A 14604-nucleotide genomic window follows, 5' to 3' on the forward strand; every position below is an offset into this window, starting at 1 on the left:
ATGCAATTGCGTAAATTACTTCTGCCAGGGCTGCTTTCCGTGATGTTATTAAGCGGCTGTTCCCTGTTTAATAGCGAAGAAGATGTTGTCAAAATGTCCCCGCTGCCAGTGGTTGAAAATCAGTTCACCCCGACAACCGCATGGCACACTTCCGTCGGCAACGGTATCGGCGATTTCTATTCTAACCTGCACCCGGCATTTGCTGATGGCGTAGTGTATGCCGCCGATCGCCACGGTGTGGTGAAAGCGGTCAGTATTGAAGACGGCCATGAAATCTGGTCGGTTAATCTGGCAGAGAAAGACGGCTGGTTCTCCACGAGCCCTGCGCTGCTTTCCGGTGGTGTCACCGTTGCTGGCGGCCATGTTTACGTGGGGACTGAAAAAGCGAAGGTTTATGCCCTGAATACCAGCGATGGTTCGCAGGCCTGGCAGGCGAAAGTTGCTGGTGAAGCACTTTCCCGCCCGGTTGTAAGCGATGGCCTGGTACTGATTCATACCAGTAACGGCCAGTTGCAGGCGCTGAATGAAAGCGACGGTGCGGTGAAATGGACGGTCAACCTGGATATGCCTGCGCTCTCTCTGCGCGGTGAATCTGCCCCGACCACCGCCTTTGGCGCTGCGATTGTTGGCGGTGATAACGGTCGTGTGAGCGCGGTACTGATGCAACAGGGCCAGATGATTTGGCAGCAGCGTATCTCTCAGGCGAACGGCCCGACCGAAATTGATCGCCTGAGCGATGTAGATACTACGCCGGTTGTGGTTGATAACATCGTTTACGCACTGGCTTACAATGGCAACCTGACGGCGCTGGATCTGCGCAGCGGCCAGATCATGTGGAAACGTGAGCTGGGCTCGGTGAGCGACTTCATTGTTGACGGTAATCGCATCTACATTATCGATCAGAATGACCGCGTTCTGGCACTGACCACCGACGGTGGTGTGACCCTGTGGACGCAAAGCGATCTGCTGCACCGTAACCTTACCGCTCCTGCGTTGTATAATGGTTACATCGTGACAGGCGATAGCGAAGGTTATGTTCACTGGATCAACGTTGAAGACGGTCGCTTCGTTGCGCAGCAGAAAGTCGACAGCTCTGGTTTCCTTACCGATCCTGTCGTTGCTGGCGGCAAGTTGCTGATCCAGGCGAAAGACGGCACGCTGTACGCACTCTCGCGCTAACTGCGCTGGAATTGTCGCTCCTGAAGACGGCTCCTGTTGCAGGAGCCGTTTTCCTGTTTTTAAAACGCCGCGTCAATTGCGCCGTTTTGCTAATGAATTTTCTGTAATGAGGCTTTAAACATGGTACCTGTGGTCGCGCTTGTCGGGCGCCCTAACGTTGGAAAATCCACGCTATTTAACCGCTTAACACGCACACGTGATGCGCTGGTGGCCGATTTCCCGGGTCTGACTCGTGACCGTAAGTACGGTCGTGCTGAAGTAGAAGGCCGAGAATTCATCTGTATCGATACCGGCGGTATTGATGGCACTGAAGATGGCGTGGAAACGCGCATGGCGGAACAGTCGCTGCTGGCGATTGAAGAAGCTGATGTCGTGCTGTTTATGGTTGATGCCCGCGCGGGTTTGATGCCAGCGGATACAGCTATTGCTAAACACCTGCGTTCACGCGAAAAACCGACTTTCCTCGTTGCTAACAAAACGGACGGTCTGGATCCGGATCAGGCAACGGCGGATTTCTACGCGCTGGGCCTGGGGGAAATTTATGCTATCGCCGCGTCTCATGGGCGCGGTGTCACCAGCCTGCTGGAACACGTGCTGATGCCGTGGATGGACGAACTGAATCCGCCGGAAGAGGTGGATGAAGACGCCGAATACTGGGCGAAGTTTGAAGCCAGTAAAAATGGCGAAGAAGAAGAGCCGGAAGAGGAATTTAACCCGCAGGATCTGCCAATCAAGCTGGCGATTGTCGGTCGTCCGAACGTCGGTAAGTCCACACTCACTAACCGCATCCTCGGTGAAGACCGTGTGGTCGTTTACGACATGCCGGGCACCACGCGCGACAGTATCTATATTCCGATGCAGCGCGATGAACGTGAGTACGTACTTATCGACACTGCCGGTGTACGTAAGCGCGGTAAAATCACTGATGTGGTGGAGAAATTCTCCGTTATCAAAACCCTGCAAGCGATTGAAGACGCCAACGTCGTATTGCTGGTGATTGATGCCCGCGAAGGTATCTCCGACCAGGATCTGTCGCTGCTGGGCTTTATCCTCAACAGTGGCCGCTCGCTGGTGATTGTCGTCAACAAGTGGGACGGTCTGAGCCAGGAAGTGAAAGAGCAGGTGAAAGAGACGCTGGATTACCGCCTCGGCTTTATCGACTTTGCCCGCGTGCATTTTATCTCTGCACTGCATGGCAGCGGCGTTGGCAACCTGTTCGAATCTGTACGCGAAGCCTATGACAGCTCTACCCGCCGTGTCAGCACCGCGCTGTTGACACGCATTATGAATATGGCGGCGGAAGATCATCAGCCCCCGCTGGTACGTGGTCGCCGCGTGAAGCTGAAATATGCCCACGCTGGTGGTTATAACCCGCCGATTGTGGTGATCCACGGCAACCAGGTGAAAGACCTGCCGGATTCCTACAAACGCTATCTCATGAACTACTTCCGCAAATCACTGGATGTAATGGGTACGCCGATCCGTATTCAGTTCAAAGAAGGGGAGAACCCGTTTGCGGATAAACGCAATACCCTCACGCCGAACCAGCTGCGTAAGCGTAAGCGTCTGATTAAACACATTAAGAAAAGCAAATGACGATTCACTGAAAATCATCTGCTCTCTAAAAATCCAGAAGCCCAAATTGTGAACTGCACCCCAAACGTTGGACACCCAACTGACTAAGGTGCAGTTTTTTTATGCGTAGTCGTATTGAGCTACGGCTTGATGCCGTACAACATTACCTTTCCGGTAAGGATGGTTTTCGTGAGGCCGCCGCACATTTTGGTGTTGGACGGACGGCCTTGTGCAGATGGGGTGCCGCTTAGGAGCTTCATGGCCCTGATGGGCTGACCTGGAAGGCCGATCAATTTTCGCACGAATTCACGCTCCGTGTTGTTATGGCTACCATCAGAGATAAACTCTCGTAGGGTGAAATTTCCCTGGTAAATGCCATATAGATTGCGAAAGAACTATCTGCCCGAGTGACGTTAGGTTATGACGTTACCGGTGAACAGCAGGAGGGAAAGGCGATAATAATGCTTCCCGGCCTCACAGAATGCGAGAGCTCACATAGGCACGAGGCTGGGAGGGAATCAAAAAGTGTGACGGTAAATACCCTGCACCTGGCAGTGAAGATGATTTGATGAACGCCGTTGCCGCTACCATGAGTTGGGCTATGAGGTGGAGTTTCTGGATAATGGGGCGTTTGTCTTGATACGCAGAATGCTGAATTATTTACAGGGTCGAACCTAACGGTTCCTAAAACCATCGAGCAACGGATAACTGTGAATCATCGAGTGTATTCAGCTTGGTGATCGGTAGCCATTGCATAAAGTCAGACATTTAATATGGTGTGATGAAAAATTGATCTCTACTATAGTCCGTTATTTTAATGTGGCTATAGGGAGTTCTATGGCTTTACACGGAAAGTTTGTAATCAATGATGCGGATTACTCGCCGCTCAGTTTTCCCGGTGTTGGCACCTTCCTGGCTTTTTCTGGGGATGGTGCTTACCGTAATCGCGGTGGTTGTGGAATGATCCCCAAAAAAGGGCCGATACCAGCGGGAAAATACTGGATTGTCGATCGACCTGAGGGAGGGATTAAATCTCAGCTTAATGCAAGTATGAGGGATGTTTACAACCACGTAGTAAAAGGGGCCACATTCAGGCATACCGAATGGTTTGCCCTATGGCGGGATGATGGGGGTATCGACGATTACACTTGGATTGAAGGTGTAAAACGCGGCAATTTCCGTCTGCATCCCGGCGCGTTGTCAGAAGGCTGCATCACCCTTCCCCATGATTCTGATTTCGCCATGTTGCGCAATGCACTTCTCAGAACCCAGAAGATAGATGTCCCCTGCATGAGAAAACTACAGGCATACGGTACGATTGAGGTGATCGCCAATGGCAAAACATGCCCTTAGTTTATTCATCAAGATAGCGCTTTTCACTGCGGTTATGCTTATTGTTGCTAAGGTTATTCCGTATGATGGATTGGTTGATTCTATTACAGGGCTTTTCGATTTCCATAGTGCCAGCAAATTTACCCGTTTCATTTTGGGTGAGCCAGATTTGGAAGTTTGGGAATCGTTAGGCGACTATTTTAGCATTCTGATCAATACGCTAATCAGCGTACCTATAACGAGTGTTGTTATCACTGCGTACAGAGCAGTGACACGCAAAGTTAGCCTGATAAATATCTTCAGAGAGTGGGTCGGCTCTACACGGCGGCGTTTTGCTAAAATCTTCGGGTTCACCTTCTTGTTTTGGGCTCTGTTTCGCTTGTTGCCTTACCAGTCCATTTTCCCTGATCAAACATATTCAGATTTCACTATAGCGGCGATTGTGGGCTTTCAGTTGCTATTAACGATTGTTTGCTACTGGTTCATCGTGAAGAAAATCATAACCAAAAGGAGTTTGTAAAATGCCTATTCCGGCGTACATGTGGCTTAAAGACGATGGTGGCGCAGACATTAAAGGGTCTGTAGACGTTCAGGATCGTGAAGGGAGTATTGAGATTGTTGGATTTAGTCACGGTTTGAACATTCCGGTAGACAGTGCCAACGGTAAGATTACGGGCAAGCGTTCGCACTCACCGATGATGCTTGAAAAAGAGTTCGATAGCTCCAGCCCATATCTGTACAAAGCCGTTGCCACAGGGCAAACGTTGAAGAGTGCAGAAATCCGTTGGTACCGCATAAACCATGCGGGACAGGAGGAGTGCTATTTTGTCATGGCCATTGAAGGCGTTAAGGTGACAGGTATTAATCCTGGTATGCCAAACGCTAAGATGTCCGGTAATTCACAGGTCAATCATATGGAATCAGTTTCCCTGATGTACGACAAAATCACCTGGCGATATGTTGATGGGAACGTACAGTATACAGACGACTGGAATGTTAGAGCCTGATAGTGAATTAGGGGGAGTCTTGCCCCTTTTTTGTTCATTTCGTCCGTAAATAGACTTAGCAAAGGGGTGTAGTGGTTTAATGAATTTGGCCATCTGAATACAAAGACAAGGTGGTCAAATTGCTATGTAATGGCCTACGTTGCCACAATGTACCCCGATACGCCGGGTGACTGGAGCAAAACAGGATTAAGGGCGCTCTGTCTGCTGGACGGTGAAAAACTGTAAACCCCCAGCCCCTCAAACTTGACACTTTTTCGCGAGAAACAGGGAAAAGTGTCAACCCAACCTAACGGATCCTGACGCCCACGAACAGCAGCTGCGGCCAAAGTGTAAAAGGCTGATGCGAAGCAGGGCCGGTGTCGGCCTGTTATGGTTTGTTATGCCTTACCAGGGGGAACTGTCAACCGCTCCCCCTTTAGAAAACTTCAGGTACAGCTCGTTGGATGCACCTGTCAAAACTTGTCACCCACCGGCACCGCCAGCGGGGATTTTTGTCTACACGCGCTCTAAGTTACAGTTGCTTCAAACTGCCAAATAATGAATGAAATGTACTTCGCTCTACTGAATAATACAAAATCATTATGATATTATTGAAAAAGTCATCATCCTTATAATGTCATAATTATACATATAGTGATTATTATGTAATCTAATGATTTTAAACAACTTTAACTGATGGTGCAGGATGCCTCTGAAAAAAACAGAGGCATGCAAAATTTTAAGTTTGTATGAGTTTTCTTAATGTTGGCATTGCCGTATATCTTAAAAATGATGATTTATTTATGTCATTGATTTCGAGTAACATATCCTTCATCAATGAAATTATAATTGCACAAGTTTCGGTAAAATCCACTTTCTCTTTAATTGAGTTAGTGAAAAGTTCATTAGAACAAGTTTTAATCCATTTTTGAGATGATAATTTGATATTGTTGGTGTCGGATATTTTTTCTGTTTGATAAGAACTCCAACAAAACATAGCATGATTATAATTTATCTCATTTCTTACAATAGATAAAAAAGATTTGTTATTCCCTCTGCTAATTCTCTTTTTTAATTCTGAGAGGAAGGTTACGCATTCATTTTTTTGTTCTGTTGTAAATACTGTGGTTATTGATATGGAATTTTCTAAATTTGTTAAAAGGTCATAGAAGCAATCCCATAAACCAGCATGGCTGGAATCAATATCATGGGCATCTAAATGTATACCTCCAATTTGCTTGGAAAGCTTGATAATATAGTTCCCTTTTTTTATCGGCACCCCTCCGGGCAATTGTTTTCGCAAGGTTTTATTCATTGCATTAACTGAATCATTATTCAGATATGAGCAACTTTTCCCGAAAATTCTAAGCAAGCAGTGAGCGGCAAAAAAAAGCACTGTAATATACTCTTATAGACATCCATCCATTTGATTTAGGAAATAGAGGATCACTCTCAATATTAGTTATACTTTCAAGAGAAGAGTTCGCAAATCTAGCAATGTCATGGCAAAGAGGTTTAATTACATCTTCAGGGTTTGTCGTGCTCAATGAAAAAACTTTACCTGAAGGGGAGGAAATGAAAGAGTAGTTTCCACCTTCTATCCACCATTTGAAGTTATGGTTAGATTTATAGATTTAGGTGAAGAACTCAGGCCGAAAAAGGCCTGAGTGCGTAAAACTTGAGAAACTGGTCCAATCATAGTTCAAAGTCCGTTTTGAAACAATCGGTTATATGTTTTGATAAAAGTTTATATGATGTCCCTTGATTTTTAAATCTCGTTGGGGACAATTTTGAAAACATACCTTTCATTATATCTGTAAAATCGTCTACGCTGTAAGTTTGACCATGCTTCATTTTAGTTGCGATAGCAATTTCAACAAACGAGTTCATTATAGACTTGAAAACAATAGCATTAGTTAATTGCTCCTCAAGATTATTTTGTTTCATCCATCCATTATAAAAAGAGGATATGTAATTGTTTAGTATTCTATAGATTTCTTCAGGTTCTTTACTCCCAAATGTTTTTAAAGCACTGGACATTTAACCATTAAAAGTCACTCTGCTGATTTTGTTTTTTGATTTTTCTCTAGGGCTGAGTTTACCTAGTAAAATACTATCAGATGATTCATCAAACGTGTCAAAAATATCTCTTAAAATCTGCTCTACACTGCCTTCTCTTTCTGCCATGCGTTTAATATCAAGCAGTAATTCAGTCGGGACGCTTTTTTGCTTTGAATTCACATCTATAAAGAGTATTGCTTCCTCTTTTTTTGTTAATCCGGTATAAATGATTACGGGAATTCGAAGAGTTGATTTAGCAAGGGAAAATCCATACACCCTATGCTGACCATCAATTATTAAAAAAGATTTTGGATTAATTGTGAATTCAATTGTTCTTCCTTTACCTATAACTTCGACATCCGCAACTTCTTGTGCAGAAAGAATAACCGCTGATGGTATAGTGCCTCCTTCTTCATCAATGTAATGTGCTATTTGCATAGCCCTTTTCTTATCAAGTACTCGTTGAAAACCCTCAATGGGATCTTCTTCTCTGGGCGTTGCGTAACAACACTTTGACAAAACTTCCATTGGAACAGATAAACTATAGAATCGCTTCTTGTTTTGAGTGATGTTGCTTGCTGTGTATCTTACGCGGTTAGGTTTTTCATTTTCCATTTATAGAATCCTTCCAAATCATTGTAAAAAAAGAAAATATGTCCATGCCTAATTCGTGAATGAAAATCAATCTATCAGTAACTAATCGATTAAATCAGTTTACGTTTAAGAAGGGACTAGATTAAGAAACGCTATATACGATGATCAGCGTGTATGTTGTATGGAGTTTAGTAGCATTTAATCAATAACATCAAGGCTTTTCCAATACTTTAGGTTACCATTATTCCTACTAAATGCCGATCGTCTTGTTCTTGCTTTTAAGTGTACCCAAGGGTGTACACAAAAATTAATATATAGTTATTATTGTTTATTTTGCAGTTTGTTAAGTATTTAAGTGTCTTTCACATTAAAATTACTCGTCTGAAACCCCGTCGCCATGAAGTGAACATATGACCGAGGAGAGCTTTATGGATCTCAAATGTCCGACCTGCCACAACCCACTGGAACTGGTGGGAACACATGCGCATTGCCACGACTGTGACAACGATATTGAAGTACAGGCTAAGTGCCCGGAGTGCCATCAGCCTCTGGAAGTATTAAAAGCCTGCGGCGCGGTGGATTTTTTCTGCCAGCACGGCCACGGATTGATCTCTAAAAAACGCGTTGAGTTTACCCCACTCTAAGGCTTGCAGATGCAGGCTTCGCCATCGCGCCACAGTTCCACCAGTGACGGGGGGGCTTTACTTTCCGGGATCAGCAACAGCACATCGGTTTGCCGCGTGGTCCAGGTTATCTGCAAACGGTAAAATCGCTGATCGCCGCGCCCCGGCGAATCCGGCTGCCCGGGCGGTTGCCCGAGCGGCAGGGTCTGATGCAGGATACTGACCAGGCGCTGGCGCTGTTCCGCGTTAAGCTGAGCAATCACGATTTTTCGCGTGCCGCTCAGCTTCGGAATATAAGCCAGCCCGCCTTCGCGGGCGACTTCGACCACAGCATCATCGGTCAATTCGGGTTCGTTCATTACAACACTCCAACCTCTTTCCAGGCTTTCTCGATAGCGTCTGCAACCTGCTGGCCTGAACGTTTTTCACCGTGCAGAATGGTCAGTTTCGCAAAGGCGGCGAAATCGGCATTTTGCGCCAGTGCCTTATCGCAAACGGTATCATACCAGGCGTGACCGGCTTTCTCCCAGGCATAGCCGCCAATCGCCATCGCAGCAAGGTAAAACGCGCGGTTGGGGATACCGGAATTCAGATGCACGCCGCCGTTATCTTCACGGGTTTTCACAAAATCTTTCATGTGTGCAGGTTGCGGATCTTTACCCAGTAGCGGGTCATCATAGGCGGTGCCAGGGTGAGACATCGACCGCAGGCCTTTGCCATGAATTCCTTTTGCCAGCAACCCTTCCCCGATGATCCAGTCGGCCTGATCCGCGGTTTGCTGCTTGTGGTACTGCTTCACCAGTGAACCAAAAACATCCGATAACGACTCATTAAGTGCGCCTGACTGTTCAAAATAGATCAGCGCGGCTTCCGTTTCTGTGACGCCGTGGCTGAGTTCATGCGCCACCACATCAATCGCGATGGTAAAGCGATTGAAAATTTCACCGTCGCCGTCGCCAAACACCATTTGCTGACCATTCCAGAAAGCGTTCTGATATTGCTGACCATAATGCACGGTGCCGTTCAGCACCATTCCCTTATTATCCAGCGAGTTGCGCTGTAAAACTTGCCAGAAAAAATCGTGGGTAACGCCGAGATAGTCGTAAGCTTCATCCACGGCCACATCACCATTCGACGGCTGGCCTTCGTAGCGCACCTGCTTACCGGGCAGACTCTCTTTCTGCTGCGCATCATAGATATCGCGTACTAGTTCGCCGGGTGAGGTGACCAGCGGCGCGCTGGGTTTGCCGTGGCTGTGTGCCATCAACGTTTGCACATGGGTTAATGTTTGTTGTGCGCAGCGCTGCTGAACTTCTGAACCATGGTCGATAATGCGGCGAAGAATATAGGGCGGGATAACGCTGCTAAACGGGCGTGTTTTCATGTCGCTCTCCTTGATGAAAAAGAACAACAAAAAGTATAGGGGCCGGTGGTAGGTTAATTGTACAAATTAGGATGATTTACGCTGGCGCGGTTTTTTTACGGGCGTCACGCTGCTGACTTCACTCTCCACCCAGCCGTCATTCAGGCGAGTAGTGAGCTTATCGCCGACTTTTACCTGGCGGGTTTTTTTCAGAACATCGCCAGCCGGAGAGGTGGTCACGCTGTAACCGCGGGCCAGCGTCGCCAGCGGGCTGACGGCTTCCAGATGTGTAATAGCCGTACTAAACCGTTCGCGTGTGGCACTTAAACGGTCGCGAACGTTCTGGCTCAGACGATATTCCAGCTGCTGCACGCGGCTTTGCGCTCGATGAATACGCGGCTGTGGGTTTTGCTGATTCAGACGTTGCATCACACGCTGCTGACGGGCAGAAGCGCGTTTTAACTGCGCATCCAGCGCGTTTTGCATGCGCTGTTGCAGACGCTCCAGCACGGTTTGCTGACGCGCCAGCCGTAACTGTGGGTGCTGCTGTTGCAGGCGATGGTTCAATAGGGCGAAGCGGCGGTTGCGGCCAGCCAGATAGTAATCCATCGACATCTCTAAGCGCTGCTGCATTGCCTGTACCTGGCGCAACAGTTCAAGCTGGTTGCGGCTGACAATTTCCGCTGCGGCCGAAGGCGTTGGCGCGCGCAGATCGGCAACAAAATCGGCAATCGTGACATCTGTTTCATGGCCGACGGCGCTGACCACCGGAATGCGGCTTGCGAAAATAGCGCGTGCGACGCGTTCGTCGTTAAAACTCCAGAGATCTTCCAGCGAGCCGCCGCCGCGACCAACAATCAGCACATCACATTCCTGACGTGCATTCGCCAGCTCAATAGCACGCACGATTTGCCCCGGTGCATCTTCGCCTTGCACCGCCGTCGGGTAGATGACTATCGGCAGAGACGGGTCCCGACGTTTCAGCACATGCAGAATATCGTGCAGCGCCGCGCCAGTTTTCGATGTGATCACACCCACGCAGTGCGCAGGTGAGGGCAGCGGTTGTTTAAATTGCTGATCGAACACCCCTTCGGCAGTGAGTTTGGCTTTTAGCTGCTCATACTTCTGCTGCAACAAGCCTTCACCGGCCGGTTGCATGCTTTCGACGATAATCTGGTATTCCCCGCGTGGTTCATACAGCGTGATATTGGCGCGAACCAGCACCTGCTGGCCATGCTGCGGGCGAAACGTAACGCGGCGGTTGCTGTTGCGGAACATCGCGCAGCGCACCTGAGCGGTATCGTCTTTTAAGGTGAAGTACCAGTGACCGGAAGCGGGCTGGGTAAAATTGGAGATTTCGCCGCTGATCCACACCTGACCAAGTTCGCGTTCCAGCAGTAAGCGCACCGACTGGTTCAGGCGGCTGACAGTATAAATGGAGGGGGATTGGAACGACGACATGTGAGCCAGATCAAATTCTAAATCAGCAAGTTATTCAGTCGATAGTAACCCGATACGAGGAGATGGCAAGTTTTTTATCAAAAAAGTGTGGATGCAATCGGTTACGCTCTGTATAATGCCACGGCAATATTTAACCCCCCAGGTCAGAGATATTGCCCATGCTACGTATTGCTAAAGAAGCACTGACGTTTGACGACGTCCTCCTCGTTCCCGCTCATTCCACCGTTCTGCCGAATACTGCTGACTTAAGCACGCAGCTCACCAAAACCATTCGCCTGAACATTCCTATGCTCTCTGCGGCGATGGATACCGTGACTGAAGCGCGCCTCGCGATTGCGTTGGCACAGGAAGGCGGCATTGGCTTTATTCACAAAAACATGTCTATTGAGCGTCAGGCGGAAGAAGTTCGCCGCGTGAAGAAACATGAGTCCGGCGTGGTTAAAGATCCGCAGACTGTTCTGCCGACCACCACCCTGCGCGAAGTGAAAGAACTGACCGAACGTAACGGCTTTGCCGGTTATCCTGTCGTTAACGGCGACAACGAACTGGTGGGTATCATCACCGGGCGTGATGTGCGTTTCGTCACCGATCTGAGCCAGCCGGTCAGCGTTTATATGACGCCGAAAGAGCGTCTGGTGACTGTTCGCGAAGGGGAATCCCGCGAAGTCGTGTTCGCTAAAATGCACGAAAAACGCGTTGAAAAAGCGCTGGTTGTCGATGACAGCTTCCATCTGCGCGGCATGATCACCGTGAAAGACTTCCAGAAAGCAGAACGTAAACCAAACGCCTGTAAAGATGCGCAGGGTCAGTTACGCGTTGGTGCGGCAGTTGGTGCTGGCGCCGGTAACGAAGAGCGCGTTGACGCGCTGGTTGCCGCAGGCGTTGACGTACTGCTGATCGACTCCTCTCACGGCCATTCCGAAGGCGTGTTGCAGCGCATTCGCGAAACCCGTGCTAAATACCCGGATCTGCAAATCATCGGCGGTAACGTTGCCACTGGCGCAGGTGCTCGTGCCCTGGCGGAAGCGGGCGTGAGCGCAGTGAAAGTCGGTATCGGCCCTGGCTCCATCTGTACGACTCGTATCGTGACAGGCGTGGGTGTTCCGCAGATCACTGCCGTTTCCGACGCGGTTGAAGCGCTGGAAGGCACGGGTATTCCGGTTATCGCTGACGGCGGTATCCGTTTCTCCGGCGACATCGCCAAAGCCATCGCCGCAGGCGCTGCCGCAGTAATGGTCGGCTCTATGCTGGCGGGTACTGAAGAATCCCCGGGCGAAATCGAACTCTACCAGGGCCGTTCTTACAAATCTTACCGCGGTATGGGCTCTCTGGGCGCGATGTCCAAAGGCTCTTCCGACCGTTACTTCCAGAGCGATAACGCAGCCGACAAACTGGTGCCGGAAGGGATCGAAGGCCGCGTTGCCTATAAAGGCCGCCTGAAGGAGATCATTCACCAGCAGATGGGCGGCCTGCGCTCCTGTATGGGGCTGACTGGCTGTGGTACCATCGACGACCTGCGTACCAAAGCGGAATTTGTACGCATCAGCGGTGCCGGTATCCAGGAAAGCCACGTTCACGACGTGACTATCACCAAGGAATCTCCGAACTACCGCATGGGTTCTTAATGATTTCTGCGCCCGGTGTTTTCACCGGGCGCTGACTTTCATACTCTCTGTTCAGGTTTCAGCCTGCAAGACGACGAGTATATTCATTGCCACTTGCCTCGGAAGTAACGTCAATGACGGACAATATTCATAAACATCGTATTCTTATCCTCGACTTCGGTTCTCAGTACACGCAACTGGTTGCACGCCGCGTGCGTGAGCTGGGCGTCTACTGCGAACTGTGGGCGTGGGATGTCACCGAAGCGCAGATCCGCGACTTCAACCCAAGCGGCATCATCCTTTCCGGTGGCCCGGAAAGCACCACCGAAGAGAACAGCCCGCGTGCACCGCAGTATGTGTTCGAAGCGGGTGTTCCGGTACTTGGCGTGTGCTATGGCATGCAGACCATGGCGATGCAGCTTGGTGGCCACGTTGAAGGTTCTAACGAGCGTGAATTCGGTTACGCACAGGTTGAAGTGCAGACTGACAGCGCGCTGGTTCGCGGCATTGAAGATTCCCTGACCGCTGAAGGCAAAGTGCTGCTAGACGTGTGGATGAGCCACGGCGACAAAGTGACGGCCATTCCGTCTGATTTCGTGACCGTTGCCAGCACCGAAAGTTGCCCGTTCGCCATCATGGCAAATGAAGAAAAACGCTTCTACGGCGTGCAGTTCCACCCCGAAGTGACCCACACCCGTCAGGGCTTGCGTTTGCTGGAGCGCTTTGTGCGCGATATTTGCGAATGTGAAGCGCTGTGGACGCCCGCAAAAATCATCGACGATGCGGTTGAACGCATTCGTAAACAGGTTGGCGATGATAAAGTGATCCTCGGCCTTTCCGGTGGCGTGGACTCTTCTGTCACTGCGATGCTGCTGCACCGTGCCATCGGCACAAAACTGACCTGCGTATTCGTTGATAATGGCCTGCTGCGCCTGAACGAAGCTGCACAGGTGATGGACATGTTTGGCGATCATTTTGGTCTGAATATCGTTCACGTTCCGGCAGAAGATCGCTTCCTTTCAGCATTGGCTGGCGAGAACGATCCGGAAGCAAAACGCAAAATCATTGGCCGCGTATTCGTGGAAGTGTTCGACGAAGAAGCCCTGAAGCTGGAAGACGTGAAGTGGCTGGCGCAGGGTACCATCTACCCGGACGTGATCGAATCTGCCGCATCTGCAACCGGTAAAGCGCACGTTATTAAATCTCACCACAACGTGGGCGGCCTGCCGAAAGAGATGAAGATGGGCCTGGTTGAGCCGCTGAAAGAGCTGTTCAAAGACGAAGTGCGTAAAATTGGTCTGGAACTCGGCCTGCCGTACGATATGCTCTACCGTCACCCGTTCCCGGGCCCTGGCCTCGGTGTTCGTGTGCTGGGCGAAGTGAAGAAAGAGTACTGTGACCTGCTACGTCGCGCTGATGCGATCTTTATTGAAGAGCTGCATAGAGCTGACCTCTACAACAAAGTAAGCCAGGCCTTCACCGTGTTCCTGCCGGTCCGTTCCGTTGGCGTGATGGGTGATGGTCGTAAATACGACTGGGTTGTCTCTCTGCGTGCAGTCGAAACCATCGACTTTATGACCGCACACTGGGCGCACCTGCCGTACGATTTCCTCGGACGCGTTTCCAACCGCATCATCAATGAAGTCAACGGTATTTCCCGCGTGGTGTATGACATCAGCGGCAAACCACCAGCTACCATTGAGTGGGAATGATTTCCCAAAAGGAAACGTCTTGCACTAACAGGCACTAGAGCAAACTTAAGTCCGCGTAACAGCGGACTTTTTTGTTCTCACCCTTAAACCATCTCATGGGGAGGTGGTGATTGA

The 14604-nt window shown here is 49.5% G+C and carries 13 protein-coding genes; 8 read left to right on the top strand and 5 right to left on the bottom strand.

The window, feature by feature from the left end; genetic code table 11:
• The 5 genes from bamB (at position 1) to BM427_RS19685 (ending at position 5093) form a co-directional block, all read left to right on the top strand.
• Positions 1-1179, top strand: coding sequence for an outer membrane protein assembly factor BamB (gene bamB, locus BM427_RS19665; protein WP_090124594.1), 1179 nt, complete (start codon positions 1-3; stop codon positions 1177-1179).
• A 120-nt stretch (positions 1180-1299) separates the two neighbouring features.
• On the top strand, positions 1300-2775 hold the full coding sequence (der, locus tag BM427_RS19670; RefSeq protein WP_090124596.1) for a ribosome biogenesis GTPase Der: 1476 nt from the start codon (positions 1300-1302) through the stop codon (positions 2773-2775).
• 816 nt (positions 2776-3591) lie between these two features.
• A complete protein-coding gene (locus BM427_RS19675) occupies positions 3592-4107 on the top strand; it encodes a DUF2778 domain-containing protein (RefSeq protein ID WP_090124598.1) in 516 nt (171 codons plus the stop codon).
• Entirely contained in the window at positions 4088-4606 is a 519-nt protein-coding gene (locus BM427_RS19680) for a hypothetical protein (RefSeq protein WP_090124601.1), read from the top strand. Before BM427_RS19675 ends, BM427_RS19680 begins: the two co-directional genes overlap by 20 nt.
• 1 nt (position 4607) lies before the next feature.
• Positions 4608-5093, top strand: coding sequence for an Hcp family type VI secretion system effector (locus BM427_RS19685; protein WP_090124604.1), 486 nt, complete (start codon positions 4608-4610; stop codon positions 5091-5093).
• Between the two features lie 718 nt (positions 5094-5811).
• Here BM427_RS19685 and BM427_RS25515 read toward each other — a convergent pair.
• Both BM427_RS25515 and BM427_RS19695 read right to left on the bottom strand, forming a co-directional pair.
• Positions 5812-6387 (bottom strand): hypothetical protein, encoded by a 576-nt coding sequence (locus BM427_RS25515; protein ID WP_139234436.1) that lies wholly within the window; start codon positions 6385-6387, stop codon positions 5812-5814.
• A gap of 725 nt (positions 6388-7112) precedes the next feature.
• Positions 7113-7748, bottom strand: a complete 636-nt coding sequence (locus BM427_RS19695) for a DGQHR domain-containing protein (RefSeq protein ID WP_090124614.1) — start codon at positions 7746-7748, stop codon at positions 7113-7115.
• A gap of 407 nt (positions 7749-8155) precedes the next feature.
• On the opposite strand from BM427_RS19695, the gene BM427_RS19700 reads away from it, so the two are divergent.
• Positions 8156-8371 carry a zinc ribbon domain-containing protein gene (locus BM427_RS19700; RefSeq protein ID WP_090124617.1) on the top strand — a complete coding sequence of 72 codons (216 nt, stop codon included), beginning with the start codon at positions 8156-8158 and terminating at the stop codon, positions 8369-8371.
• Here the strand turns inward: BM427_RS19700 and BM427_RS19705 are convergent.
• The 3 genes from BM427_RS19705 to xseA all read right to left on the bottom strand — a co-directional run bounded on the left by BM427_RS19705 (position 8368) and on the right by xseA (position 11174).
• Entirely contained in the window at positions 8368-8709 is a 342-nt protein-coding gene (locus tag BM427_RS19705; protein ID WP_090124620.1) for a protealysin inhibitor emfourin, read from the bottom strand. The two genes, BM427_RS19700 and BM427_RS19705, sit on opposite strands and share 4 nt — an antisense overlap.
• Positions 8709-9734, bottom strand: coding sequence for a M4 family metallopeptidase (locus BM427_RS19710; RefSeq protein ID WP_090124623.1), 1026 nt, complete (start codon positions 9732-9734; stop codon positions 8709-8711). The genes BM427_RS19705 and BM427_RS19710 overlap by 1 nt, the downstream gene beginning before the upstream one ends.
• Before the next feature lie 66 nt (positions 9735-9800).
• Entirely contained in the window at positions 9801-11174 is a 1374-nt protein-coding gene (xseA, locus tag BM427_RS19715) for an exodeoxyribonuclease VII large subunit (RefSeq protein WP_090124625.1), read from the bottom strand.
• A 158-nt stretch (positions 11175-11332) separates the two neighbouring features.
• Here xseA and guaB point away from each other — a divergent pair, with 158 nt between their 5' ends.
• Positions 11333-12799: an IMP dehydrogenase gene (gene guaB / locus BM427_RS19720; RefSeq protein WP_090124628.1), complete on the top strand. Its 1467-nt coding sequence runs from the start codon at positions 11333-11335 to the stop codon at positions 12797-12799.
• Positions 12800-12912: 113 nt separating this feature from the next.
• Complete coding sequence (guaA, locus tag BM427_RS19725; RefSeq protein WP_090124631.1) at positions 12913-14490, top strand: glutamine-hydrolyzing GMP synthase; 1578 nt, start codon at positions 12913-12915, stop codon at positions 14488-14490.
• Positions 14491-14604: the final 114 nt, after the last annotated feature.

This window comes from Kosakonia arachidis (assembly GCF_900116535.1).
Taxonomy (GTDB): Bacteria; Pseudomonadota; Gammaproteobacteria; order Enterobacterales; family Enterobacteriaceae; genus Kosakonia; species Kosakonia arachidis.